General features: G+C 42.8%; 22 protein-coding genes. 12 read left to right on the forward strand and 10 right to left on the reverse strand.

The annotated features are described in order from the left end of the window. Window positions 1-378 precede the first annotated feature (378 nt). Together HWQ39_RS30130 and HWQ39_RS30135 are read left to right on the forward strand one after the other, a co-directional pair. Window positions 379-1,098 carry a hypothetical protein gene (locus HWQ39_RS30130; RefSeq protein WP_012410214.1) on the forward strand — a complete coding sequence of 240 codons (720 nt, stop codon included), beginning with the start codon at window positions 379-381 and terminating at the stop codon, window positions 1,096-1,098. Between the two features lie 109 nt (window positions 1,099-1,207). Then, a complete protein-coding gene (locus tag HWQ39_RS30135) occupies window positions 1,208-2,119 on the forward strand; it encodes an alpha/beta hydrolase (RefSeq protein WP_292853569.1) in 912 nt (303 codons plus the stop codon). Window positions 2,120-2,159: 40 nt separating this feature from the next. Here the strand turns inward: HWQ39_RS30135 and tsaD are convergent, their stop codons facing one another. After that, complete coding sequence (gene tsaD / locus HWQ39_RS30140; RefSeq protein ID WP_292853571.1) at window positions 2,160-3,209, reverse strand: tRNA (adenosine(37)-N6)-threonylcarbamoyltransferase complex transferase subunit TsaD; 1,050 nt, start codon at window positions 3,207-3,209, stop codon at window positions 2,160-2,162. Window positions 3,210-3,483: 274 nt separating this feature from the next. Between tsaD and HWQ39_RS30145 the strand changes: the two genes are divergently transcribed. The 3 genes from HWQ39_RS30145 to HWQ39_RS30155 all read left to right on the forward strand — a co-directional run bounded on the left by HWQ39_RS30145 (window position 3,484) and on the right by HWQ39_RS30155 (window position 4,956). Beyond that, window positions 3,484-3,978, forward strand: coding sequence for a Photosystem I reaction center subunit III (locus HWQ39_RS30145; RefSeq protein WP_292853573.1), 495 nt, complete (start codon window positions 3,484-3,486; stop codon window positions 3,976-3,978). Window positions 3,979-4,017: 39 nt separating this feature from the next. Beyond that, a complete protein-coding gene (gene psaJ, locus HWQ39_RS30150) occupies window positions 4,018-4,167 on the forward strand; it encodes a photosystem I reaction center subunit IX (protein ID WP_292853575.1) in 150 nt (49 codons plus the stop codon). A gap of 267 nt (window positions 4,168-4,434) precedes the next feature. Then, window positions 4,435-4,956 (forward strand): photosystem I reaction center protein subunit XI, encoded by a 522-nt coding sequence (locus HWQ39_RS30155; protein ID WP_292853576.1) that lies wholly within the window; start codon window positions 4,435-4,437, stop codon window positions 4,954-4,956. Between the two features lie 66 nt (window positions 4,957-5,022). On the opposite strand, the gene gmk is transcribed toward HWQ39_RS30155, so the two are convergent. From gmk to tyrS, 5 genes are all read right to left on the reverse strand, one after another. Beyond that, window positions 5,023-5,622 carry a guanylate kinase gene (gmk, locus tag HWQ39_RS30160; protein WP_292853755.1) on the reverse strand — a complete coding sequence of 200 codons (600 nt, stop codon included), beginning with the start codon at window positions 5,620-5,622 and terminating at the stop codon, window positions 5,023-5,025. A 238-nt stretch (window positions 5,623-5,860) separates the two neighbouring features. Then, window positions 5,861-6,127 (reverse strand): extracellular matrix/biofilm regulator RemA, encoded by a 267-nt coding sequence (gene remA, locus HWQ39_RS30165; RefSeq protein ID WP_179067570.1) that lies wholly within the window; start codon window positions 6,125-6,127, stop codon window positions 5,861-5,863. A gap of 359 nt (window positions 6,128-6,486) precedes the next feature. After that, window positions 6,487-7,203 carry a hypothetical protein gene (locus HWQ39_RS30170; protein ID WP_292853578.1) on the reverse strand — a complete coding sequence of 239 codons (717 nt, stop codon included), beginning with the start codon at window positions 7,201-7,203 and terminating at the stop codon, window positions 6,487-6,489. Beyond that, entirely contained in the window at window positions 7,200-7,931 is a 732-nt protein-coding gene (gene pyrF / locus HWQ39_RS30175) for an orotidine-5'-phosphate decarboxylase (RefSeq protein ID WP_292853580.1), read from the reverse strand. Before pyrF ends, HWQ39_RS30170 begins: the two co-directional genes overlap by 4 nt. Before the next feature lie 21 nt (window positions 7,932-7,952). Continuing rightward, window positions 7,953-9,206, reverse strand: coding sequence for a tyrosine--tRNA ligase (gene tyrS, locus HWQ39_RS30180; protein ID WP_292853582.1), 1,254 nt, complete (start codon window positions 9,204-9,206; stop codon window positions 7,953-7,955). Between the two features lie 113 nt (window positions 9,207-9,319). On the opposite strand from tyrS, the gene HWQ39_RS30185 reads away from it, so the two are divergent. After that, window positions 9,320-11,245, forward strand: coding sequence for a transglycosylase domain-containing protein (locus HWQ39_RS30185; protein ID WP_292853584.1), 1,926 nt, complete (start codon window positions 9,320-9,322; stop codon window positions 11,243-11,245). A gap of 169 nt (window positions 11,246-11,414) precedes the next feature. Here HWQ39_RS30185 and HWQ39_RS30190 read toward each other — a convergent pair whose 3' ends face one another. Both HWQ39_RS30190 and HWQ39_RS30195 read right to left on the reverse strand, forming a co-directional pair. Then, entirely contained in the window at window positions 11,415-11,738 is a 324-nt protein-coding gene (locus tag HWQ39_RS30190; protein ID WP_179067573.1) for a DUF1825 family protein, read from the reverse strand. Between the two features lie 126 nt (window positions 11,739-11,864). Further along, window positions 11,865-12,797: a DnaJ domain-containing protein gene (locus HWQ39_RS30195; protein WP_292853586.1), complete on the reverse strand. Its 933-nt coding sequence runs from the start codon at window positions 12,795-12,797 to the stop codon at window positions 11,865-11,867. 180 nt (window positions 12,798-12,977) lie between these two features. On the opposite strand from HWQ39_RS30195, the gene HWQ39_RS30200 reads away from it, so the two are divergent. Beyond that, complete coding sequence (locus HWQ39_RS30200; RefSeq protein ID WP_292853588.1) at window positions 12,978-13,352, forward strand: NINE protein; 375 nt, start codon at window positions 12,978-12,980, stop codon at window positions 13,350-13,352. A gap of 14 nt (window positions 13,353-13,366) precedes the next feature. Next, window positions 13,367-13,900 (forward strand): ComEA family DNA-binding protein, encoded by a 534-nt coding sequence (locus HWQ39_RS30205; RefSeq protein WP_292853590.1) that lies wholly within the window; start codon window positions 13,367-13,369, stop codon window positions 13,898-13,900. Here HWQ39_RS30205 and lepB read toward each other — a convergent pair. Then, window positions 13,897-14,469 (reverse strand): signal peptidase I, encoded by a 573-nt coding sequence (gene lepB, locus HWQ39_RS30210; RefSeq protein WP_292853592.1) that lies wholly within the window; start codon window positions 14,467-14,469, stop codon window positions 13,897-13,899. The genes HWQ39_RS30205 and lepB overlap by 4 nt on opposite strands. Window positions 14,470-15,570: 1,101 nt before the next feature. On the opposite strand from lepB, the gene HWQ39_RS30215 reads away from it, so the two are divergent. Continuing rightward, window positions 15,571-16,482 (forward strand): polysaccharide deacetylase family protein, encoded by a 912-nt coding sequence (locus tag HWQ39_RS30215; protein ID WP_292853594.1) that lies wholly within the window; start codon window positions 15,571-15,573, stop codon window positions 16,480-16,482. A gap of 380 nt (window positions 16,483-16,862) precedes the next feature. Here the strand turns inward: HWQ39_RS30215 and gltB are convergent, their stop codons facing one another. Continuing rightward, window positions 16,863-21,584 (reverse strand): glutamate synthase large subunit, encoded by a 4,722-nt coding sequence (gltB, locus tag HWQ39_RS30220; RefSeq protein ID WP_292853596.1) that lies wholly within the window; start codon window positions 21,582-21,584, stop codon window positions 16,863-16,865. Window positions 21,585-22,391: 807 nt separating this feature from the next. Between gltB and HWQ39_RS30225 the strand changes: the two genes are divergently transcribed. The 3 genes from HWQ39_RS30225 to HWQ39_RS30235 all read left to right on the forward strand — a co-directional run bounded on the left by HWQ39_RS30225 (window position 22,392) and on the right by HWQ39_RS30235 (window position 25,602). Next, entirely contained in the window at window positions 22,392-24,359 is a 1,968-nt protein-coding gene (locus tag HWQ39_RS30225; RefSeq protein ID WP_292853598.1) for a phosphodiester glycosidase family protein, read from the forward strand. A gap of 253 nt (window positions 24,360-24,612) precedes the next feature. Beyond that, entirely contained in the window at window positions 24,613-25,032 is a 420-nt protein-coding gene (locus tag HWQ39_RS30230; protein WP_069070111.1) for a cupin domain-containing protein, read from the forward strand. A 243-nt stretch (window positions 25,033-25,275) separates the two neighbouring features. Beyond that, the gene (locus tag HWQ39_RS30235; protein ID WP_292853756.1) at window positions 25,276-25,602 is read left to right on the forward strand and encodes an iron-sulfur cluster assembly accessory protein; all 327 of its coding nucleotides are present in this window, start codon (window positions 25,276-25,278) and stop codon (window positions 25,600-25,602) included. Window positions 25,603-25,656: the final 54 nt, after the last annotated feature.

Genomic DNA, 25,656 nt, shown 5'->3' on the forward strand with positions numbered 1-25,656 from the left:
GGTAACAGCGAGTTAGAGCGTGTTTCACACCAATCATTTTCAACTTTAGCATTTTGTTGTAAAGGGTAGGGGAAATTCACAAAAAGGGAAGGATATAAGTAATTCAAAATTCACGCATTCAAAATTCAGAATGGAAAAACCTAATCCTGGCAATTGCTCGTATAGTGCTTAAATGCACGTTAGCTTAGGAGTGTATTGTATACAAAGGATTGGGTATGCGACATTGGGGATTAGGGATTAGTTATTCTCCCTTGTCTCCCAGTCCTCACTCCCAAGTTCCAAGTTCCCAGTCACCAGTTCCCAGTCCCAAGTCCCCAATCCCCAACACCCAACACCCAGTCCCCAGGTGACGAAAGCAAGCGAGTTTTACCCTTAACAATGGCTTCTGGTTTAAAATCTTCTACACTGGAACTCCTAAAGCGCTTTAACCGAGCGTTTCCCCAGTTTTATGAGCAATTCGTCAGCAGTGAAATTCAACTGCAAAATTTGCGGCTAGCCTACCGTCTCTATAAAACTAGACGCGCTGTTATTGAACTGAAACCGGAAGGTAGCAAAAGTGCCCTGCATTTTGCTTATCGCAACCAGTCTTTTCTCCTCAGCGATATTTTTGGTGTACTGGCAGCTTATGGGTTGACTATCCACGGTCTAAGTCTATACGGTCAAATCCGTCCACCAATGTTAGTTTTTATCAAACTATTGGTGTCTCGTGGTAGTAAAGCCTTGACCGAGAAAACCGCAGAAAATGTCTGTCGTGCCATTCGCGAGGCTTTAGGAGGTCGGTTTGAGGTAGAAGAGATGCTGGCAGTAGAATTCAATCTTGATACTGGTTTAGAGCAGGTACAAACTGAGTTCTATGTCGATCCGGTCTTTCATCTCCCGGCCCTAGTGATTGAAGCCGATAATCAACCAGGATTATTCTACAAAGTGATGTACGCCATCTGGCAAGAAGACCTTTTGGTAGTCAATGCCAATTTACTGGTTTGGCGCGGGCGTACACGGCTAATTCTCTACTTGTTGGGGCCGAATGAAAGCCTCATTCCTGAATATCTAGGTCACAAGATTGCTGAAGGGGTACGACAGAGGTTGCTGGGTAAATAAAAAAAGTGAGTAGTTATGAGTTAAAAATTAATAACTCCTAACTCCTAACTTCTAACTCTCTTCTTATTCCGTATTTAGTCGCACTCGCCCTTAAGGGTACGATATAAGTATGGCAACTATCGAAATCTTGGGCGTTCCACACGCATACGAGCTAACGGCTCCCACTTCCTGCCCCCATGCTTTAGTATTTATCCACGGTTGGCTAAATAGCCGTGGATATTGGCAACCTGTGATTTCTCGCCTATCAGATGATTTGCAGTGCCTTTCCTATGATTTGCGGGGTTTTGGTGAATCGCAATCCCAGGTAAAAACTGATTTTAGTCGAACACAAACGTCTCTGAGCCTGACGCCCGTTTACAGTAGTGCGGTTGGCTCACCAATGGAATCTCTTTATACTCCTGCTGCTTATGCTCAGGATTTAGCAGTTCTCCTGAAACAGCTAAATATTACCAGTGCTTGGCTAATTGGTCACTCATTGGGTGGAACGATCGCTCTTTGGGGAGCAGATCAAATACCTGAATGTGTTAAGGGTGTGATCTGCATCAACGCCGGTGGTGGTATTTACCTCAAAGAAGCCTTTGAGCAGTTTCGCTCGGCGGGTCAGAAATTTTTGCAAATTCGTCCGCGCTGGCTGTCCCAAGTGCCTTTGATTGATTTGCTGTTTACCAGAGCTAGTGTAGTTCGTCCTTTGGAGCGCTTTTGGGCACGTCAGCGAGTAATTGATTTCGTCGTGGCTGACCCAGAGGCGGCTCTAGGAACTCTGTTAGACTCCACAACGGAAGAAGAAATCAATCGTTTACCTGAGCTAGTATCCCAACTGAAGCAGCCAGTTTATTTTCTGGCTGGTGCGGAAGATAAGGTTATGGAACCCAAGTATGTGCGCCATTTAGCTAGCTTTCACAGACTGTTCCAATATTGTGGTGACAATGTTCTAGAAATTCCTAATTGCGGACATCTGGCTATGTTGGAACAACCAGATGCTGTGGCTGATCTCATTCGATCGATAGTCAAGAGTCTATAACAAGAGTCATTAGTCATTAGTAGTTACAAATGACTAATGACTACTCAAGAGGTTGATACAACTTCATCACCTGAGTGAGCGCTAACCTAGACTCAACGCCTAGTGTGAGGGGGGATGTATGACCACGGGATAGATGGTCAGCGGCGGCACAGCCAATCATGGCGGCGTTATCAGTACAGAATTTTAGAGGAGGGAATAGGACGCGTAGGTTGTGTTTAATGGCGGCAGCTTGGAGGTTTTTTCTCAAGCCGCTATTAGCTGCTACACCGCCACCAATGGCGATTGTGTCTAGACCATAGTCTAGGGCACAGGCGATCGCTCTTTTGGTTAGCGATCGCGCTACGGTATCCTGAAAGCTAGCTACTACATCTGCCACTGGGACTTGTCCGCCATCTTTCTCTAACTGCTGCACTAAACGCAATACAGCCGTTTTTAACCCACTAAAACTTGTGTCATAACGATGAAACCCCCCACCTGGTAGAGAAACTTTTCCTTCTGGTAAAGCAAAGGCTTGAGGATTCCCCTGTTGTGCCAACTTGTCAATCACTGGGCCACCCGGATAACCTAGCTTTAATAATCGCGCCACTTTATCAAAGGCTTCACCGGCTGCATCATCACGAGTTTGTCCCAGGGTTTCGTAAATACCACAATCTTTGACATAAATCAAGCTTGTATGTCCGCCTGAAACCAGTAAGCTAAGAAAAGGGGGATTTAAAGTTGATTCGCTCAAGTAAGTTGCGTAAATGTGACCTTCGAGGTGATGAACTCCCAAAAATGGCTTGTTGTGTACCATCGCTAGGGTTTTGGCAGCAGTTAACCCCACCAATAGCGCTCCTACGAGTCCAGGGGCACAAGTGGCGGCAATTGCGTCAATTTTTCCCCAATGTAGTTGGGCTTGCTCTAAGGCTTGTGCGATCGCAACATTTATCGTTTCCAAGTGCTGGCGAGACGCTACTTCCGGCACTACCCCGCCATACTGCTGATGGGCTGGAATTTGTGAGGCTACGATACTGCTGCAAACTTTACGATTATTAACAATTGCGACGGCTGTTTCATCACAACTGGTTTCTATTGCTAAAACGGTTGTCATTGAGAGTGCTGAGTCCTGAATCCTGAGTCCTGAATCGTGGAGAGAAAATCTTGCTTCTTTACTACCCTACAACAACAATTCTTGTACTTAGCACCCGTTAATCAGCACTCAGCACTAATTTTGGTTGAGAAGCTTTAACTTTTATTTACTTAAACTTTACTCGGTTCCCACCCAAGAGTATGATGACTTCCTAGTTATGCAAATAAACAGACTGTACAAGCCGCTTCGTTTTGTACAAAAAACTTCTTGTTTTGTAATAAAAGGAAACAACTCTATGCGACGATTGTTTGCTTTGATGTTAGCGATTAGTCTTTGGTTCAACTTTGCTCCCCCAGCGCAAGCTTTAGGAGCTAATTTGACACCGTGCAAGGACAATCCCGCTTTCCAAGAGCTAGCAGCTAATGCCCGTAATACCACCGCTGACCCCCAATCAGGGAAAAAGCGGTTTGAGCGTTATTCTCAGGCCTTGTGCGGCCCTGAAGGATACCCTCACTTGATTGTTGATGGTCGTCTAGATCGTGCTGGTGACTTTTTGATTCCTAGCATTCTGTTTCTATATATTGCTGGTTGGATTGGTTGGGTAGGTCGTGCCTATCTACAAGCAATCAAAAAGGAATCTGATACTGAACTAAAAGAAATCCAAATCGATATTGGTTTGGCATTACCCATAATAGCGTCAGGTTTTGCTTGGCCAGCAGCAGCAGTCCAAGAATTTCTCTCTGGAAAATTAGCAGCCAAGGATTCAGAAATCCCTATTTCCCCACGCTAAATCAGCTTAACTAATTCATTTGTTTTGGAGACTAAATTCATGGCAGACAAAGGCGACCAATCTTCTTACTTGGTTAAGTTTATTTCCACAGCGCCAGTGGCAGCAACTATATGGCTGTTCATCACAGCAGGTATCTTGATTGAATTCAACCGCTTTTTCCCCGACCTACTTTTCCACCCACTACCATAAGTGTCAAATGTGATTTAGGACAGTTGAATGTCTTACGTTTTGCATAATGTAGTTGATGTATTCAGCTTAGTTAGGCAGAATTATCATCAAAATAGGCGGCAAAAATAGTTTTTTGAAACTCGTGATTCTGTTTACAGATCGCGAGTTTCACGGTTTTAAAATAAGCTAAATTAATTTTTCTAAACTTCCTAGCTAAAAGACATCTTTAGCTACAATTATTATTAATATAAAAATGCCACCATTTTAATTTAGAGGCGAACGCAAAATATGGCGCAAGCAGTAGATGCATCAAAAAATCTCCCTGGCGATCCCAGAAATCGGGAAGTTGTTTTTCCCGCATTCGGCGATCCACAGCTAGGGAACCTAGAAACCCCGGTTAATTCTTCTCCCTTGATCAGGGGATTCATCAATAATTTACCTGCTTATCGCCCAGGTCTGGCTCCTGCTAGACGCGGTTTGGAAGTTGGTATGGCTCATGGTTACTGGCTATTTGGCCCCTTTGCCAAATTAGGCCCACTGCGAGACACAGATAACGCTAACTTAGCTGGGTTACTGTCAGCCATCGGTCTGGTTGTAGTTCTCACAGGCGCTCTATCGCTGTATGCAAATAGCAATCCACCCAAAGCACTTCCTAGTGTTACCGTACCCAAGCCTCCGGCAGATGCTTTTAATTCTAAAGAAAGCTGGAACAACTTCGGCAGTTCTTTCTTGATTGGTGGTATTGGTGGTGCAGTAGTTGCTTACTTTTTGACTAGTAATTTGGCACTAATTCAAGGTCTATTTGGTTAATTATTAGGAGTTAGGAGTTAGGAGTTAGAAGTTTAAATTCAGAACTTCTAACTCTTAACTCCTAACTTATTTAAACAAAACTGCTTCAATATCATTTAAAGCAGTCTCAAAATCGTCATTAACGATTTGAATATCAAATTCACCTGCGGCTTGAATTTCTTCTTGGGCGCGGAGTAGACGACGGGCGATCGCTTCTTCAGAGTCTTGGGCACGAGAGCGTATCCGCTTCTCTAATTCATCGAAGGAAGGCGGTAATATAAAAATACTGAAGCCACTGGGGAAGGAAGCACGAATTTGTCTTGCTCCTTCTAGTTCAATTTCTAGCACTACCAACTTACCAGAATTAATTTGGTTAAGTACAGCTTCACGGGGAGTGCCGTAATAGTTACCAGCAAATTCTGCCCATTCTAAAAATTCACCTTCCGCAACCAATTGTTCAAACTTACTGCGGCTGATAAAGTAATAACTTTTACCATCGATTTCTCCTGGGCGGGGAGAACGAGTCGTCACGGATACAGAATAATAGAGTTCTGGATGACGTTGTAGGAGCGATCGCATTAAAGTGCCTTTACCAACCCCACTGGGGCCAGTTAAAACAATTAACCTGCCTAAATGTAAGCACTCTTCGGTAGTAGCACTATTCTGGATGGGTAAAACTGGCATCATCCCTTCAACCTGTGAATCAATCAATAGATATTATTCATTAATTTTATGTTCCTGGCCAAGTCCACTAGTGACTAAAGAATTTGTAGCAAGAGTGATAGAGGTCAAGTACTAGTGGTCTGTCCCATTATATTTAATGAGACAGACCACTAGCACGGCGTAAAGAAACAGACCATTTCAAATAGCGTCAGAGCTTGGAATACAATTCTTTTGACTTTTGACTTCCGCCTTGCGGTACTAGTCAATTATCTACAGTTTGATGATCGCGGGAAATTACAAAGCGATTTGCTACCGTTTCTGGCTGAATCGCTGACAGTATTACGTGGTTGGAATCAGTGATAATTACAGCTCTAGTCCGACGACCGTAAGTTGCATCAATCAGTTGATTTTTGTCCCGTGCTTCGGTAATAATCCGCTTAATTGGGGCTGACTCTGGACTGACAATGGCAACTACTTTGTTGGCAGACACGATGTTACCAAAGCCGATGTTGATTAACTGAATGTCCATAAAAAAACTGACGCTAAACGCGGTTTGAGAAGCTTGAAATAAACTTATACTCATGTTATCGCCAAAAAACAGGAGTTACAACGCTTAAATTCAAGCAAGTCTTTGCTTTTAAATAATGTCTGTTTTTTTTAGCTATTTATCAGCTATTTTTGCTCAAAATCTTCCTAAAGATACAGGTGCGATTCCACTGATACAAGCTAGCTAGATAATGTACATTTATTTGGTTTTAAATAAGTATCTGACTCAGAAATTGATATCGAGCAAAATTGATTAGAACAGTCTCGCTCTAACTTTATTAGCTCAGTACAATATAAGTGCAGTTCAATGTACATTACTAAACTGACATCAGTTTGACGAAGTTAAGTTTTGTCTCCCATATTGACAGTACGCATCCTGCGTACACTTCCAGCTTGACAATCGCGCAACCAAGCTTTAATTCCTTGGGCAATAGTACCGTTACTACTATCGCGTGGCGGGGATAGTAGCTGCTTTTCAGAATGGGAACTGATTTGAGAAAACATCATCACTAGTTGCCAACCACTTTTAGTTTTAGTCAATAATAGCCAGTGGAATTGTTGCAATTCTAACGCTTTCTTTCCTATATACTGGCGCTCTAAGGTCGTAAAGAAAACTTGCTCAACTCCTAATGCAGAGCTTTTAGGTGCATTTGCACTATATTCTTCAAGGTTAAGGGGTAGAGGAGTAAACTCAGGTCTTCCTGCCAGTAGCATATAACTGTAAATGTCACTGCTTCTACTGAGGCGACGGGCGCGTTGACTAGCGCGATTAGTATAACTAGGTAAATCTTTTAATAGCTGTATAGTTAATGTTTCTAAATTTTGCTCAGAACACAAAGACCTCTCGCTACCGTTGACATTTTGCTTTTGTGCGATCGCAGAGGGTTTAGAGTTGAGGTTTATTGAAAACGCTGGGTAAGCAAGGCTATTTGAGACTAAAACCCAAAAGCTACAAGCTAAAAGCCAATTATAATTTTTCTGATTGAGCGAAGAGGCAAAAGCAATCTTGCCTACACCTTGCACTCTTTCTGGCAGTTTCTCACTGACTCTTAGGTTCATGCCACCGTAGTTAACTCCTCAGAAATCCTCTTCCAAGCTAACTTAGGTTCAGTAGCAGTGGTGATGGGGCGACCAATCACGAGATAATCGGCACCAGCAATGATTGCTTGGGCTGGGGTGAGCGATCGCTTTTGATCGCCTTGATCTGCCCAAGTTGGTCTAACTCCCGGACAAACCAGCAAAAAGTCATCTCCACAAGTTTGTCGTAGCTGTGCCACCTCTTGGGGCGAACAAACTGCCCCATCCAAACCAGATTCTTGAGCTAGTAGGGCCATTGCTAGAGCGTATTCTGGTAACTCTAGAGGTATTTTTAAATCAAACGCCAATTGCCGAGCCGAAATGCTCGTTAGCAGAGTAATAGCAATTAACTTTGGTGGTTGTACACCTGCTTTTGCAGCCCCTTCTTGTGCCGCCTCAGTTGCGGCTTTCAGGGCATCTCTACCAGCAGTCGCATGAATTGTCAGTAAATCTACCCCATATCTAGCTGCACTCCGGCAAGCACCAGCAACGGTATTGGGGATATCATCAAACTTTAAATCTAAGAAAATGCGCTTTTGCCGAGACTTTAACACTTCCAGAATTTTCGGGCCAGTGCTAGTAAACAACTCTAAACCGACTTTCCACCAAACTACTTGCGGAAGTTGATCTATAAGTGCGATCGCACTTTCTACATCTGGCACATCCAAAGCTACAATCACTCGTTGTTCTGCTTGTTCCCCATTCCCCATTCCCTACTCCCTGCTCCCCATTCAAACTAAACGTACAAACTTATTTTTCCCAACTTGTAAAACTTTACCTTGTAACTGGGCGGGAGAATCGAAAGTGATATCAGCATCAGTGATGCGATCGCCATCTAGGCGCACTCCACCTTCTTGAATTTTCCGCTTTCCTTCCCCCGTACTTTTGCACAAGCCAGTGACATTCAGAATATACGCTAACTTAGTAGGGAATTGCTGCACGCCAGAAGAAAGAGAGAATTCTGGAACTGCACCTTCCTTGCCGCCACTTTGAGCTGCAACTTTTGCCTCTTGGGCTGCGGTTTCGCCGTGGTACTGCTTGACAACTTCCCATGCTAAGAGTGTTTGGCGATCGCGGGGATTTTCTGGCAGTTTATCCAAAGGTAAATCCGTCAACAGTTCAAAATACTGTGAGAGCAGATGATCGGGAACTCCTTGCAACTTTTGGTACTTTTGTCCTGAGTGTTCTGCCAATCCGATATAATTACCCAAAGACTTGGACATTTTTTGCACTCCATCTGTGCCAATTAGAATTGGCAGCAGTATCCCAAATTGGGGTTTTTGGCCAAAATGACGCTGCAAATCTCTGCCTACAGCAATATTAAATTTCTGATCGGTGCCACCTAATTCCACATCTGCCTCAACTGCAACCGAATCAAAACCTTGCATTAACGGGTACAGGAACTCATGGATAAAAATCGGATTCTCTTTTTTATAGCGATCGGCAAATCCTTCCTTTGCCAACATCTGCCCCACTGTCATCGTGGAGAGTAACTCCAAAATTTTCTCTAAGTTTAGTTCAGAGAGCCATTCGGAGTTATAGCGCACCTCTAACCTTCCTGGTGTGTCAAAATCCAAGATAGGACGTACTTGGTCAAGATAAGTCTGAGCATTTTGTGCGACATCTGCTTCTGTAAGCTGACGACGCACTTCAGATTTACCAGTTGGATCGCCAATACGCGCTGTAAAATCGCCAATAATTAAAACTGCTGTATGTCCTGCATCTTGAAATCCTCGCAGTTTTCGTACTGGTATGCTATGACCAAGATGAATATCAGTACCAGTAGGGTCAATTCCAAATTTGACCCTCAAAGGTTGGTTTGTAGTTAGTAATAGCCTTTCTAGACTTTCGCTGTTAACATCAACTGATTGTGGGAAAACTTCTACTACACCACGACGCAGCCAAGCAAAATCTTGCTCTTTACTAAGAGATTCACTACTAGTTATGCTTTCTACTCTAGAAGTTAAGTTGGTTATTATATTCACTGGCAATTTATCCACTTTCTCATCCGCCAAACTACTATAATTGCAAAAAACTAACCGCCTTGCTTCACCCAATCAATTACAGTTCAATTTACAAGTGAGGAAGTGAAATAGCCGTGTCATCGTCTAGTGCTTTGGGAGATAAAAAGCCACAGGATCGGGCTTCATCAGGTTTTGAGTTTTTGAAAGGAGTCGGTCAGGTAACTGGCGGTACTCTCCTTTCAATCACCATGCTGGCAAGTTCCATTGTAGCCGGAGGACTAGTTGGTTTAGCCATCAGTTTCCGTAATTTGCCAGATGTGAGACAGCTACGTAACTTCTTTCCCTCGGAAACGACTTACATTTATGACGTTAAGGGCAAACTCTTAACGAGTATCCACGGGGAAGCCAACAGGGAAGTCGTACCCCTAGATAGAATTTCGCCGAATTTAAAACGGGCCGTGTTGGCAAGTGAAGATAGCCATTTTTACGATCACCACGGTATTAACCCCGTCGGTGTGGGACGTGCTGTGGTAGTTAATGCTGTAGCAGGTGGGGTCAAAGAGGGTGGCTCTACTGTTACTATGCAGTTGGTAAAAAATCTGTTTTTGTCTCGTAAGCGTGCTTTTACCCGCAAGTTAGCAGAAGCGGTGCTAGCAATCCGGTTAGAGCAAATTCTCAATAAAGACCAAATATTAGAAATGTACCTCAATCAAGTTTATTGGGGTCATAACAATTATGGTGTACAAACGGCAGCCCGCAGTTATTTTAATAAGTCATCAGAATATTTAAGCTTGGGTGAATCTGCAATGATGGCGGGTTTAATCCAAGCACCAGAAGAATTCAGCCCGTTTGTGAGCATGAAGCTGGCAAAACAGAAACAAAAAGAAGTGCTAGGACGAATGCTGGAATTGAACTGGATCAGCCAGTCAGACTATGATGATGCCCTCAAGCAAGAAATCAAACTTGGGAGAATTAAATCCTTTCAAGGTAGTGCCCTGCCTTATGTAACCAATACTGTAGCCCAGGAGTTAGCTAAGAAGTTTGGGCGTGAGACACTGCTCAAAGGCGGGATGCGGGTGCAAACGACGGTTGATGCCAACTTTCAAATCATGGCTGAAGAAACTGTTACGAAGTGGCATAAAACACTCTTAGATCAGGGATTATCTAAGAATCAAATGGCCTTGGTAGCAGTTGATCCACGCACGCATTTTATCAAAGCATTGGTGGGCGGTATAGATCCTAAGACCAGTGAATTTAATCGTGCGACTCAATCTCAACGGCAGCCCGGATCTTCTTTTAAACCGTTTGTATATTATACTGCTTTCGCTAGTGGGAAATATGCACCAGACTCAACGGTGGATGATTCTCCAGTCAGCTATCGAGATGGTAACGGTTGGTACTCTCCCAGAAATTATGATGGCAGCTTTAGGGGATCAATGCCAATCCGCACAGCTTTAGCCCAATCAAGAAATATTCCCGTAATCAAGATTGGTAAAGCTGTGGGAATGAATAGGGTGATCGAAACCTGTCGTACCTTGGGTATTACAAGTCCGATGGAACCTGTGACTTCCTTGCCACTTGGGGCAATTGGTGTCACACCTTTGGAAATGGCTAGTGCTTATGCGACCTTTGCTAATTATGGCTGGCAATCTCCACCAACTGTAATTGCCCGTGTCACTGATAGTAGTGGTAATGTGTTACTGGATAACACCCCTAAACCACAGCTAGTCCTCGATCCTTGGGCATCAGCAGCAATTATCGATGTGATGCGATCGGTAATCAATGAGGGTACTGGTAAAGGTGCTGCGATCGGTCGCCCAGCCGCCGGGAAGACGGGAACAACATCATCAGAAAAAGATATCTGGTTTGTGGGTACTGTACCACAGTTAACAACTGCTGTCTGGGTAGGGAGAGACGACAATAGACAGTTAGCTGACCATGCTACAGGTGGTGTTATGGTCGCTCCCATTTGGAAAGATTTTATGGAGAAGGCACTTAAAAACGTACCAGTAGAAAACTTCAAGCCACCTTCGCAGTTTTCTCGTCCAAAGTCACAATAATTTTGGATTTTAGATAGCATCTTGGATTTTGGATTGACAATTAATCCAAAATCTAAAATCTAAAATCGACTAGTACAACACGGCGTAAACAAACCACCCATTCAAAATCAATGAAATACTTACGCTGTATCCATTTTTAATTTTTAATTTTTAATTCCGCCTTGCGGTACTAGGTTTGTTTTTCTAGCTCGGCTTTCATTCGTTCTAAAGTAAGGTGCATTTGGTCAAACATTTGTTGCGGAGTTACACCAAACTGACCTAATTGTGTTTTTAGCTGTTCTACTGTCATTTGCGCCATGAAATCTTCTGATAACTCGAAGCGCTTCATAAAGATGCGGTATCGATCCATCATGGTTTCCATTTGCTCAATAAACAGCTTTTTGCCTTCACGGTCAAATTTGCCGTAGCCGTTGCCAAGCTTAATCAGCGCTTGATAATCCTCAAACAGCTGTTTTGCTTCTTGCTGAACTATCTCAGAATCGAAGAATCCCATATTGCTTATATTAAACTGAGTGCCCAGACTCAGCAGCTTAATAGTTTTACTTCTATTTATTATTTTAGTCTAGGAGAGTAATCTAGTCACGAAGCTTCGGTTTTAGTACGGTTTGTTACCGAAATTTCAACACTTGACTTGAGAACGTTTCCCATTGCTAAATCGACTTAATAAAGCTGCAATACTCAGAGCTTTTGCCATTGATTTAGGATTGGTGTTTTCACCTGGTTTAATTTTCAGTCCGGGAGCGTATTTCAGAGCTAGTGAATCTTGCGGGTTAAGTTTTAAGGCTTGACGGATGTAAACCCTGCCCATACCCATAAATTGCTGTTTTATATGTACCAAACCTAATAATGCATAATAGTTGCTGTTGTTTGGTTCTAACTTGATGGCATCGCGTAGTTCTTGCACGGCTAGAGCCCAGTTGGCTAGCCGGACGTACTCAATAGCTCGCTGGTAGTGACGTTGAGCGTAGTTTGTCAAAATTGGTTGGACATTAGTTTTTTCATCTAATGTCAATTCCACTGTCTTGACTTCTACTTGAGGGACGATGCGAACAGCTTTTGATGGTAAGAACAGGTCAGGTTTATGCAATTGTAAGTAAACTAAATTCAGTATGCTAATTTGTTGTGTAACTTGATAAAACTGATGGAGTGATTTGTATTGAGCTTCTGCGTAGGAAGCGATCGCTTCTTCGTAAAATAATTGTGCTTGGGGTGGAGACATTTCCCTAATTTCCTCAGCTATGGTATTTTGGGCACACAAAGCTCGCTGTTGTAACATTCTTGTGTCCGATCGCAGCATAGCTATGGCAATCAAGCGCTTGTGTCGATGTTTGAGTTGTTCATAAGCTGGATTGATTAAATAGCTAAGTATTGCCGTTGCTAATTGTTGGTCTGGATTGCAGCTTTTGGCATAGCGATCGGGATGTAGCAGCTTTGCTAAAGTGTGATAGCGTTTAAAAATCTGGCGCTCGTCAGCACTGACAGAAATTCCTAGCACAGCATAAGGATCGTAAAGCTGTTCAAGCCATTTTGGTGGTAGGAAAATCTGTGACATTGTAGTAATCTATCCGTTGAAAACTTAAAATTAGCATCAAAGCTCAATGCACAGTCATGTGAAACTTACTCAAATTTCTTTAAATTGGGGATTGGGAATATTTAGTTAGGGATGAATTGTTTCTGCGCCTTTTGACTGTCTTATTGTAGAAACTATGGTGTTGGTAGATTTATTAGAAATATGTTCACTAAGCGCAAAAGCCGAAGTATTGCTGCTGTTCTAGCTTTTTCTGGCACGTTGACAATTGCAGGATGGCATAAATTTTATCTAGGACAGCCTGTGTGGGGTATTTTATATTTTTTGCTTTCCTGGACGCCTATACCCAGAGTAGCCAGTGCGATTGAGGGAGTTTGGTATTTAGCTCAAGACGAAGAAGCTTTCGATCGCAATTTTAATCTAGGGAAGTCAGCAGGAAAGAACTCACAAAAGGTGATTAATCAGGTAGGAGCGATCGCTGTTGCAATGCGGGAATTAGATGCTCTGCGTCAGGATGGACTGATTTCAGAGTATGAATTTGAGCAAAAGCGCCGCCAATTGCTAGACCAGATTTCTTGAGGTGAGCGCCAATCATGAATAACTGGCTACCTTTAAACTCCAGGCTGCAAAAACTCCGCGTCAAGCTCCTCAACGATCCCTACTATCGCCTACAATCTGGGGAAGAAATTCAGATAGCGGCCAAATTAGGTATCCGCATTGATGCTAATCAAGCGACTGTAGATGATTGGTTACGCTTACCAGGGTTGTCAATTCATCAAGCGCGATCGCTTGTAGAACTTTCGCGTTCGGGTGTGAAATTTTACTGTATTGAAGATATCGCTGCGGCTTTGGGTATACCAGCGCCGCGCTTAGAGCCATTAAAGCCTCTGCTGAATTTTATTTACTATGACCACCAATCTTTAGAAAATCCGACGCATTTAGTTAACCCGAACACAACAACCGTTGAAAAATTAGCACAAATTCCATTTATAAATTTATCTCTGGCGGAAGCAGTAGTGCAAAATCGGCAATCAGCCGGGCCTTACCGTAACCTGGCTGATTTCCAACGACGCTTGGAGTTAACTGGTGATGCGATCGCTCAGTTGATGTATTATTTAACGTTTTAGATAAACCCAATGCGATCGAGAGGCCAAAAGCGAAATGTTGCCCGACCGATGACATTTTTACTGGGTAAAAAGCCCCAATAGCGAGAGTCATTACTATCGTTGCGGTTATCTCCCATAACAAAAAATTCATCTTCTGGGACTTTCACTGGTCGATATGGCTGATTTGGGGGTTCAGCGATGTAGTCTTCTGCCAAGGGTTGACCGTTGAGGTAGACTTTGCCAGAATCAACACTAATTACCTCGCCCGGTTCGCCAATAACCCGCTTGATAAAGGCTTGGTCTTTGGGATATCCTCGACGTTGTAGTTCTGCGGGTGGCTGAAAAACAATAATATCCCCAGTTATGGGAGGGTGAAAATGGTAAGAGATTTTTTCAACTACCAAGCGATCGCCTGTATGCAAGGTAGGCAACATCGAGTCAGAAGGTATATAGCGGGGTTCAGCGATAAAAGTCCTAATCAGGAATGCCAAACACAGTGCGATCGCAATTAAAATCAGATTTTCTTGCGAACTACGCCATACTTTTAACGATGCACGTTCTTCTTTTGCATCACTTTCGTGAGGAATCATAAAAATTTCTAGCCACTTTCAGAAGTTAGACAAATACCTTGATTATTGTGACTCAAAAGGTATTTGTAAAAGAAAACTGGGTTTAGAGTCAAATTATACAAGTATTAAATACTACATTTATCGTATCTACTGGAGATCGGCAAAAATATTGTCAAAAACTATGACCTGTCTAAGAAAATATAAGCTGATAATTAGGATTGCTAAATGGATGATTAAAAATTATAATTCCAATTGATGTAATTATAAGGCAAGTTATGAAGCGAGACTGAGTTGCAAGAAAATATATTTTATTCTTATATTGTTAAGTTATATTACATAAAGTCAATAAGACTTAAATGTACTTTTAAATACAAAAACCTAGTTAAAAAAATATTATTAGTAAAAAATATTACATACAAATCTAGATTTAAATGCTTTTATAGTTATAAATGCCATACTAATTACGATTTTAAAAAATTGCTTATATATATGCGATTAAGTTCCGTAATTATACGGTGACAGTGCATATTAAACTGTACTATTAATTAAGATATAAATATCCTTAAATTATCGAGAAAAACATTAGCACACAGAAAGCTACTAGCAATTTCGGCTAAAGTATCAGCATCTAAAAAATAACTAAGCTGCTGATAGAATTATTTTTGCTGAGTGAGTCAAAAGTATCTAGATTTAACGAATAAGTGCCCCTTGGCAATAAGAAACTATATTGAATCAATTTTCGTCTGCCTATTTCATAGAAAGTACAAGGGAACATTCTGTCAGTTGAAAACTTAACTTTTTCTTAAAAAGGAAGCAATGCCAGCAGGCAGTAGAATATATCCTATCAAGAATAGAACTAATAGTTGACTAAACTCTTTTTTGAAAGATACTCCACCCCTTGTAAGTAGTTTTGTATGTTAATCGAAGAACTTACAAAGTTGTAAATTATATAGCTTGACCGTGAGAAAGTCTGGCTATTTTCTCGATTCTAAATTTCCGTTAGTCCCAATTCCAATTTTCGGGATTACCAGAAAGCAATTGTATCTAAAAATATCTAAAAAATCTGCTATTACGTACCGTCATAACCGTGGTTGATGGTTCGATCTTTGAAGGAGCTATGAGGTGGAAAATAATAAGTCGTTTCTGTGGCCAGAAGGCATATTAATTGCGCTGCTTGCCTTAGGTGGTGTTTTTAGTCTTGCTTTCATGATGCTTCTAAGGCCAAATGCTTCAGAGGCTCAGAGTAGACAAAGTATAAATATCAAAGATGTGACTGCAAACGTAGGAACTCAGCAGCGCATTGAGAAATTAAAAGCGGCGATGCTTACAAGTTGGCAGCAACAAGCACAAACAAAAGGTCTAGCTTACCCTATACCATCAAGCTTTCAAGGGGCAACAATTGAGTCTGCAAAACTCACTCAAGGGGAGAAGGTGATTGCTCTCACCTTTGATGATGGCCCTTGGCCTGAAACTACAGAGCAAGTATTAGATATCCTGAAATCAAATAATATCAAAGGAACGTTTTTTGTCGTCGGGCAGAATTTAAAAAATTTTCCAGAGATAGGAAAGCAGATTGTCGCTCAAGGTCACGTCATAGCTAACCATACTTGGCATCACTGGTATCACTTCTTTAATCAACAAGCAGCAGCTTTTGAAATAGACCGCACAACAGACCTAATTTATCAAATTACAGGTGCTAAAACAAATCTCTTCCGACCACCAGGTGGCAACCTGCACAATGGATTAGCTGCTTATGCTAAAGGCCAAAAGTATACTGTGGTAATGTGGTCGGCTGACTCTACAGACTACAAATTACCAGCTGTACCAAAGTTGATAAATAACGTAATTAAAGATTCAAAACCTGGTGGAATTGTGCTAATGCATGATGGTGGCGGGAACCGTTCTAGAACTGTGCAAGCTTTACCAGAAATTATTAGCAACTTTAGAAAGCAAGGCTATCGCTTTGTCACTATTCCAGAACTTTTAGAAATTCAGGATAAAGAGCAAAAGTTACTTGCTAACAAAAAGCAATAATTATATTTTTTGGTTAAAATACTTTATTTCTGAATCAGTTAGTAAAGATATAGCATTTCTCGATTTAGCGAGGTACGCCCGTAGGGGCACGGCAGTTGTCAACTTAAGTTGGAAATAGCTCAACTGTTGGCTTCCATGCCCACCCGGAAATAAATTTTCGGGCTAATAGGCTTAAGTCTACTGAAGTAGACTGGAGATTTTTGGCGATATTTAGTCATCTTCAGCTGAAACTCCTTTAAAACCTCGTTTCCACCCTCCGCCTCTCTTGCTGGCGGCTCTGCCGCCAGCAAGAGAGGCGGAGGCTCAACGACGGGCATTCCCAGTCGGAGACTGGGAACGAGGCAATCTAAAAGCTGTTTCTACGAATCACATTAAACTCACTAATGACTACTAGTCACTAAACTGAACTCAGTTGTTGTTTTTTCAGGATTAGCTTCTGGACTATCAGCTTCAGAAGGTGGAACTAACTGCCAGAATTTCGGCAAAAATTCTTGCCAGTTTTGCAGAATTTTCTTCGCCTTTGGTGAACCAGTTCGTTCCGCATGAGTTTGGATTAACTCTTGCAGTTGTTTGGCACCTACTTCTGTAATCACCCGCTGAATTTTGACAATTTCCGGGTTAACTAACTCACGAAATGAGTCCTCTTCATCCAAGAAGTATGCCAGTCCACCAGTCATACCAGCTGCTATGTTACGTCCTACTTTGCCGAGGACAACAATCACACCACCTGTCATGTATTCACAGCAGTGATCCCCAGCGCCTTCAATTACTGCTACGCCTTTGGAATTTCTAACAGCAAAACGCTCTCCTGCTAAACCGTTGGCAAATAACACGCCACCTGTAGCACCATAGAGGCAAGTATTGCCAACTATCACATTTTGTGATGCGTTATAAATGGCAGCAGTTGGAGGTTTAATGATGATTTCACCACCATGCATCCCTTTACCTACGTAGTCGTTTGCTTCTCCTTCAAGGCTCAGAATGATGCCGGGGAGATTAAAAGCACCAAAGCTTTGCCCAACACTACCTGTGAAGTTGAGATTAATTTGTCCTTCAAAACCGCTGTCACCGTATTGAGAAGCGATCGCACCCGCTAATCTTGTGCCCACTGTTCTGTCAGTATTGACAATCGGGTAAGTCTTAGTAACAGTAGACTGATTCCTAATAGCAGCCTGAATATCTTCATCGGCAAGGAACTTGTCATCTAAAACCACGCCGTTGCTGTGAACTTCTTCATGCACCAACCAGCTACGATTGTCTTTGCTATTTGGTAACTGAAGTAAACAGTCGAGATTTAGCGATCGCGTTTTGGTGAGTTTTGCTTCTGGGCGCAGTTTTAACAAATCTGCACGCCCAATGATTTCTGACAAAGAACGGTAGCCAAGTTGGGCTAACAAACTACGCACTTCTTCGGCTATGAAATAGAAGAAGTTGACAACTTGTTCGGGTATTCCCGTAAACCGCTTACGGAGTTCTTCTTTCTGGGTAGCAACACCCTTCGGGCAGGTATTTAGGTGGCAAACTCGCGCCATGATACAGCCTTCAGCAATCATGGCGACGGAGCCGAAACCAAATTCTTCACCGCCCATCAATGCACCTATTACCACATCCCAGCCACTCTTAAATCCGCCATCTACGCGTAAGATGGCGCGATCACGCAGGCTATTTTCCATCAAAACCCGATGCACTTCACTTAAACCGAGTTCCCACGGTGAACCAGCATGTTTAATAGAACTAAGTGGCGATGCACCTGTGCCACCATCATGACCGGAAATCTGAATGATATCAGCGTTGGCCTTAGCTACACCAGCTGCGATCGTGCCAATGCCAACTTCTGATACTAGCTTCACTGACACCTTTGCTTTGGGGTTAATTTGGTGCAGATCGAAAATCAGTTGTGCTAAGTCTTCAATTGAATAGATATCGTGGTGTGGTGGTGGTGATATCAGCGTCACACCTGGCTTAGAGCGCCTTAACATCGCAATGTATTGGCTCACCTTTGGCCCTGGCAGTTGTCCACCTTCCCCAGGTTTAGCACCTTGGGCAATTTTGATTTCAATTTGTTTGGCGTTAACTAGATACGCTGGCGTAACACCAAAGCGTCCTGATGCAACTTGCTTAATGGCACTATAAGCTCGATCGCCATTTCGTAATCCTTTTAAATGAGGTAAGGTTGGCGAGTGACCAGACTCGTCTACATCATCTAAAACTGTGTAGCGTACTGGATCTTCGCCGCCTTCTCCAGAATTGGATTTACCGCCGATGCGGTTCATAGCGATCGCTAAAGTTTCATGAGCTTCTCTTGACAAAGCACCTAAAGACATACCACCGGTGCAGAAGCGTTTGACTATTTCATATACCGATTCCACTTCTTCTAGAGGAACTGAAGGGCGATCGCCTTGGAAGTCCAGTAAATCCCGCAAGGCTGTTACTGGTCTACCTTGGAGGTGCTTTTTATAAACTTCGTAGTGGTCGTAGCCGTTGCCATCTAGAGCTTTATGCAGCGCCTTCACCATTTCTGGGCTATTGCTATGGTATTCACCACCAGGACGGTATTGCACAAAGCCCAGGTTTTCTAACTTCGTGGTCGTCAGTTCTGGGAAAGCCTTGCTATGGAAGGAAAGCACTTCATCAGCCAGTTCATTCACACTCAAACCACCGATGCGGGAAGTCGTACCACAGAATCCCAATTGGATTAAATCTCCACCGATGCCAATAGCTTCAAAGATTTGGGCTGCTTGATAGCTGGAGAGTAGAGAAATTCCCATTTTGGAGAGAATTTTTAGCAAACCTGACTCTACTGATTTGCGATAGTTTCCTAAAGCTTGTTCTAGGGTAAGGGTGGGAATTTTTTGCACACCCATTAACTTTTGAGTTTTGGGATCAGACCACCAATCACGCACCGTATCTAAAGCCATATAAGGGCAAACTGCGCCAGCACCATAGCCAATCAAACAAGCAAAGTGATGGGTACTCCAGCATTGAGCAGTATTGACAATCAGGGATGTTTTCATTCGTAACCCTTCCCGAATCAAGTGGTGATGCACCGCACCTACTGCTAATAAGGGAGGAATGTAGGTATATTCTGTGTTGATACTGTCATTGGCGCGTTGGCGTAGCCCGCCGTAGGCATCGCTTAATATTAAAATCTTTGCACCTGCCCGGACTGACTCAGCTGCTTGTGCTTGTAAAGATTGCACAGCAGCTTGCAATCCTTCTGGGCCATTGGCGATCGCAAATAGGGTTGATAACTCAGCTGTGGCAAATCCTGACAGCTTAATCGCCTCTAGTTCATCATCAGTCAACACTGGCGATTCAAGTTTCAATCTCCGGGCATATTCTGCCTTGGGTTCTAATAAGTTACCCCGTTCACCCAGTTCGACTTTCAGAGACATTACTAGCTTTTCCCGCAGGGGATCGATCGCTGGGTTAGTCACCTGAGCAAAGCGCTGTTTAAAATAGTCATAAAGCAGGTGAGGCTTTTCTGACAGCACCGCTAAGGGAATATCATCACCCATGCAGAAAGTTGGCTCCGAACCTGCGATCGCCATTGGATGAATCACCATTTCCACATCTTCTATGGTGTATCCAAAGGCAGTTTGACGCTGAAGTAAGGTTTGCTTGTCAATTTTGTCAGTTGTACTATGCCCGTTACCATTCTCAGCAGCCAGATGTCCATTTCCATTTCCATTTGACGACTGACTACTGACAAGTTGTTTGAGTTCTTGACGGTGTTGTTGCAGCCATTCTCCATAAGGGTGCTGCTTGGCGATGCGCCCTTTTATATCCCAATTCTTCAGCACTTCCTGATTTTCTAAATCCACAGCAATCATTTGCCCTGGACCAAGTCTACCTTTCTCGACAATATCGGCTTCAGGGAAGTCCACGACACCAGCTTCCGAAGCTACAACAATGTAATCATCTTTGGTGATCAAGTAACGAGCAGGTCTTAAACCATTACGATCTAGAGTTGCACCAACTTTTTTACCATCGCTGAATACTAAAAGTGCTGGCCCGTCCCATGCTTCTTGCAAACCACTGTAATATTCGTAGAAATCAACAATTTCTGGATATTCACGTAAAGAAGGCTGATTTTGGTAAGCCTCTGGAACCATAATCATTAAAGCTTCCAAGGGGGTGCGTCCAGAACAAACCAGCAATTCCACTACGTTATCTAGGGTAGCTGAATCGCTGTTATCAATATGAACTAGTGGCTTGAGTTCCTGGATGCGATTATTCCACACTGGATGATTCAGGCCAGCTTCTCGTGCCATCATCCAGTTGATGTTACCCAATAAGGTATTGATTTCGCCGTTGTGACCCAAAAGCCGCATCGGTTGGGCTAGGGGCCACTTAGGCATCGTATTGGTACTAAAGCGGCGATGATAGACAGCAAAGGCACTTTTGTAAGCTGGATTTTTTAAATCGTCATAAAAGTTGCCCAAAACAGCAGAACGCACCATGCCTTTGTAGACAATTGTCCGACTTGATAACGAGCAGATATAAAATTCTTCTGAAATTTTGGTTGCAATTTTACTAATTCGGCGGCGGGTAATATACAACTGCCGTTCCAATTCATCGCCGCTTTTGTCAACAGAAGCTAACAAAACTTGTTCAATTTGGGGTTGATTTTCTCTTGCTTGTACCCCTAGTAAATCAGATTGCACTGGCACTACTCGCCAACCCAATACAATTAATTTTTCTTCAGCAGCTACTTGCTCAACAGTCGCCCTAGCTTTTTGTGCTGCTTCTTGGTCTTGTGGTAGAAATATCATCCCCACAGCTATATTATCGGTGGATGGAAATTCGTTCCCCCTTTGGGCAAAGTCTTGTTGGAACAACTCCCAAGGTATTGCTGTCAACACTCCTGCACCATCACCAGAGTCTCGATCGGCGCTACAACCTCCCCGATGTTCTAAGCAGGTTAAAGCAGCTAAAGCTTTTTTGACAATTTCGTGGCTGGTATGATTCTGACGATGAGCAATAAAACCTACACCACATGCATCTCGTTCCTCTACTAACCACTTTTGCCCCTGATAGGTATCTCTTGAGTTGATATCCGCTGTGATTTTCTGGTCTTGATTCATCGGTTGATTATTCATACCCTGTTCCTGAAGTATTGAGTTACCAATTTTGCCACTACTTACGGGAAAAACTTTCTAAATTCCGCGATGGAGAAATATATGAGCAACGAAATTTAGGGAAAAAAAATTTTAACTTCGGTTTTACTTTCGTCGTTCACCCGTGTTAAAATAGTTGCGTATTGTTTATGTATTTATGCGGTGTTAGATAAGCTACCTCCGCCAAGACATTATTTTTGCCTTGACAGTTTCTTTTTTATATTGTGATGCTAAGTATTTTCTCAATCCCCTATTTCCAGATGCACGCTAGTTACTCATAGAGCCTTAAAATTGAAGGCTGTACTATGTTTGAAAGCCGAAATCATCCCGATCCAGCAATAAAATCAGCGTATTACAATACATACCCATTTGACAATTCCCAAATATTGTTGTTGTCTAGAGTTTTGCTGCCTACCACTTGCCACATATATTACTATTGACCATACCTAACTGATAGTAGCAACGCTCAGTCAGGATTAAATATCTTAATCCAGTTTTGATAACCAAAACTACCGTGTAGAGTATGGTTAGAATTAGTGCCAGTTAAAACACTTGATTGCAGTGGCTTTGGCGTCTAAATAAATTAGTTAATGTCTATAAGAGATAACTATCCAATATATAGATTACCATATTTATTCAAAAATAAAGTCATGTTTTCTTTATATTTGCCAATAATTAGTTTAGTTTATACCTTGGGTGATAGGTTTCAAAAATACCTAGTAAATTATGGTAAAAATGCCGAATTGTTGCCAATCAGGGATTAGCGAACGCAAATTTTTTCGAGCTACTATGTCACCAATACTGTTGACAGTCCTGTGTTTAATTACTACCTATCCTATCAACGCCCAGGAGTCCCCAAAAACCACCAAATCAACACCCAAGTTAATCTCACAGTCACCTGCACCTCCCTCAACAGGTGTGGCATCCTCTGGCAATCAAATTTCCCTCAATGGTCGTACTTTACCAGGAACTTGGTTGCAGCAACCGGGAAAATCTGGTCAAGTGAAAACTCATCTCAGTGACGGGGTATTCAGGCAATTAATTGGAGTAAATTTCTTAACCAGTAGTAATTCAGCCAAGCAACCAGTACAGTGGTTTTCGTCGGTGACAAAGCCACAGGTGTTAGCCGCTAGGCTACTAGGAGCATATCGCTATCTGGATATTACTAATTTTGCTCAAACATCGGGATGGCAAATTCAAGTTAATGGTAACACTTTGGTGATTGCTACCCCGAAAACACAAATCACAAATATTGTTCAGAGCCAGGAACCTCCAGAAGCGAGTGCGCCTTTGCAGCAAACTCGGATGCTTGTCGATTTAGATCGTCCCACTCCCTGGCAAATTGCACAAGGTTCTGCGATCGCCAAACCCCAAACTCCATCTTCCGATCCAGATACGCCAACCCCAAAATCTACCACACCGCCAAATCGAGAGTGGACAGTTACCCTGGATGGAATAGCCGATCCCGTTTTGATAGAACGCTATGCGCCGAAGCCAGCAGCACCACCAACATTACTGCCAAATCTGCTCAAACAATTATTACCAGCTACACCAACACAACCAATACCATCACCCCCTGAACCACTGATTCAAAAGGTGGAGGTGGTGAAAAACCAAACAATTATTAGTCTGAGCGTTCCCTTTGGTCTATCGCCTCAAATTAGTACTGTCGCTAACCCCAATCGCCTGATTATCGATATTCGACCCGATCCTTTAGAAGAGCGGGATATTACTTGGGCCCCAGGATTGCGCTGGCGACAGCATTATGTCAACTTAGGCACAGAACGCTTTCCGGTGGTCTGGCTAGAAGTTAATCCCCGTAAATTTGGGCTAACCTTGAAACCTATGTGGGCTAGTCCTGATGGGCTTGCGGGTACTGCTCCCTTAATTCAAACAGCCCAACGTTACTTAGCTGTAGCTGGAATTAACGGTGGTTATTTTAACCGCAATAATAGATTGCCATTGGGTGCGATTCGTCGGGATAATCAATGGTTATCAGGCCCCATTTTGAATCGAGGTGCGATCGCTTGGAATGATTCAGGCCAATTTTACTTTGGTCGTCTCACCTTAGAAGAAACTTTAATCGCAGCAAATGACCAGCGCCTACCAATTTTGTTTCTCAACAGCGGTTACGTCCAGAGTGGCATTGCTCGTTATACTCCAGCTTGGGGATCAACTTACACACCCCTGACAGATAACGAAATTATCTTAGTGGTACAGAAAGACCAAATTACTAATCAGTTACCAGGCGGCAAAGTTGGTGGCACAGCAGTTCCCATTCCCCAGGATGGCTACTTGTTAACCTTACGCGCTAACGCTACTAGTGCTGCCTCCCAGCTACCTATTGGAAGCAGAGTAAATATTTCCAGCGCCACTACTCCAGCTGATTTTAGTCGTTATGCCTACATTATCGGGGCTGGGCCGCTACTAGTCCAAAATCGTCAAATTGTCCTTGATGCCAAAAGTGAAAAATTCAGCAATGCCTTTATTGCCGAAAAAGCTATTCGTAGCGGTATTTGCACAACGGCAACAGGCACAGTAATGATTACTGCCACCCATAATCGTGTCGGCGGTTATGGGCCTAATTTGGCAGAACACGCCCAATTAATGCAACTCATGGGCTGTGTGGATGCCCTAAATTTGGACGGCGGTAGTTCTACCAGCCTTTATTTAGGAGGGCAATTACTCAATCGATCGCCTAGTACCGCTGCTCGTGTTCACAACGGAATTGGTATTTTCCTACAACCACGAAAATGAGGTAGTAGAAAAAACCCAATCCCTAGTCCCCAGTCACTTTTTAAAGTTTAGAACAAGCTATCATTTTGCTTGATGAAGACTTGGTGTAAACATCAGAATTTTAGTAGTGACAGTTTACACCATCAGGTTTGATTTTGTTATGTTTATCAAAGTGCGACAAAATTGCTGATTTTCAAGGTTGCAAGATAACGCCAGATTTTTTATCAATAGTTAAGAGTACCAACGGTTTGTCATGTCTTCAAATGAGGTAACTATGGCTCGATATCAAGAAACTACACAGACTGAAACTCTACACCTACCTCCAGCCATCACTTCTAGGGGCGTTGCTGCAACTGAATTACGTCCTTGGGGTGCTTTTACAGTTTTGGAAGAAGGGCGTGGATACAAAATTAAGCGCATCGAAGTTAAGCCCGGACACCGCCTCAGTCTACAGATGCACCATCACCGCAGCGAACATTGGATTGTTGTCTCTGGTACAGCTAGAGTAGTTTGTGGCGAGAAAGAAGTACTACTGAGCAACAATGAGTCAACTTATGTACCCCAATGTACATCTCATCGTTTAGAGAATCCTGGCGTGATCCCCTTGGTGTTGATTGAAGTCCAAAATGGCGAATACTTGGGAGAAGATGATATTATCCGCTACCAAGATGACTATGCCCGTACCAAAGATTAAAACCAAAAGAACGCTATTAAAGCTTTAATCCCAAAGGTAATTCGTGTAAACCGTCTTTGTAAACGAACTACTACACCCCAGAAGTCCCTACCTAGTTAAGGTGGGGACTGAAATATGTTAGTGTTATAAATGTAGTAATAGCGATCGCGCTCATGCCTTAGATAATTTAGAATTTTGCACAAGCAAGGGTCAACCCATCTGTAAAATGGAAGATGGGGTATTCAATTGCAAAAAACGAGTTCCATGATTCATCTGAGTCAAGCAGCCGTGAGTGAAATTGGGCGCATAAAGTCCAAACAACAGCCAAATGTCTTGTTTCGATTGGCAGTAAAACCAGGTGGTTGTTCCGGGTTATTTTATGATATGTCCTTCGATGAAGCAATAAAAGTTGGCGACCAGGTTTTCGACTTGGATGAAATTCAAGTAGTTATAGATGCCACAAGCTTAAATTACCTCAACGGTTTGAGGGTAGATTATTCAGAAGACTTAATGGGTGGTGGTTTTCGCTTCCACAATCCCCAGGCGATCGCTACTTGTGGCTGTGGCAATTCCTTTTCCTTAAGTCATTAGTGATTGAGCATTAGTCAAAAAACAGATGTTCAATCACTAAGGAAAAATCACAAT

The organism is Nostoc sp. NMS8 (assembly GCF_017115045.1).
GTDB lineage: Bacteria > Cyanobacteriota > Cyanobacteriia > Cyanobacteriales > Nostocaceae > Nostoc.

Bases quoted from the DNA above. Each gene is read 5' to 3' on its own strand.
- HWQ39_RS30130 (WP_012410214.1), top strand. From the start codon at position 379: ATGGCTTCTGGTTTAAAATCTTCTACACTGGAACTCCTAAAGCGCTTT.
- HWQ39_RS30135 (WP_292853569.1), top strand. From the start codon at position 1,208: ATGGCAACTATCGAAATCTTGGGCGTTCCACACGCATACGAGCTAACG.
- tsaD (WP_292853571.1), bottom strand. From the start codon at position 3,209: ATGACAACCGTTTTAGCAATAGAAACCAGTTGTGATGAAACAGCCGTC.
- HWQ39_RS30145 (WP_292853573.1), top strand. From the start codon at position 3,484: ATGCGACGATTGTTTGCTTTGATGTTAGCGATTAGTCTTTGGTTCAAC.
- psaJ (WP_292853575.1), top strand. From the start codon at position 4,018: ATGGCAGACAAAGGCGACCAATCTTCTTACTTGGTTAAGTTTATTTCC.
- HWQ39_RS30155 (WP_292853576.1), top strand. From the start codon at position 4,435: ATGGCGCAAGCAGTAGATGCATCAAAAAATCTCCCTGGCGATCCCAGA.
- gmk (WP_292853755.1), bottom strand. From the start codon at position 5,622: ATGATGCCAGTTTTACCCATCCAGAATAGTGCTACTACCGAAGAGTGC.
- remA (WP_179067570.1), bottom strand. From the start codon at position 6,127: ATGGACATTCAGTTAATCAACATCGGCTTTGGTAACATCGTGTCTGCC.
- HWQ39_RS30170 (WP_292853578.1), bottom strand. From the start codon at position 7,203: ATGAACCTAAGAGTCAGTGAGAAACTGCCAGAAAGAGTGCAAGGTGTA.
- pyrF (WP_292853580.1), bottom strand. From the start codon at position 7,931: ATGGGGAATGGGGAACAAGCAGAACAACGAGTGATTGTAGCTTTGGAT.
- HWQ39_RS30190 (WP_179067573.1), bottom strand. From the start codon at position 11,738: ATGGGATTCTTCGATTCTGAGATAGTTCAGCAAGAAGCAAAACAGCTG.
- HWQ39_RS30195 (WP_292853586.1), bottom strand. From the start codon at position 12,797: ATGTCACAGATTTTCCTACCACCAAAATGGCTTGAACAGCTTTACGAT.
- HWQ39_RS30200 (WP_292853588.1), top strand. From the start codon at position 12,978: ATGTTCACTAAGCGCAAAAGCCGAAGTATTGCTGCTGTTCTAGCTTTT.
- HWQ39_RS30205 (WP_292853590.1), top strand. From the start codon at position 13,367: ATGAATAACTGGCTACCTTTAAACTCCAGGCTGCAAAAACTCCGCGTC.
- lepB (WP_292853592.1), bottom strand. From the start codon at position 14,469: ATGATTCCTCACGAAAGTGATGCAAAAGAAGAACGTGCATCGTTAAAA.
- gltB (WP_292853596.1), bottom strand. From the start codon at position 21,584: ATGAATAATCAACCGATGAATCAAGACCAGAAAATCACAGCGGATATC.
- HWQ39_RS30225 (WP_292853598.1), top strand. From the start codon at position 22,392: ATGTCACCAATACTGTTGACAGTCCTGTGTTTAATTACTACCTATCCT.
- HWQ39_RS30230 (WP_069070111.1), top strand. From the start codon at position 24,613: ATGGCTCGATATCAAGAAACTACACAGACTGAAACTCTACACCTACCT.
- HWQ39_RS30235 (WP_292853756.1), top strand. From the start codon at position 25,276: ATGATTCATCTGAGTCAAGCAGCCGTGAGTGAAATTGGGCGCATAAAG.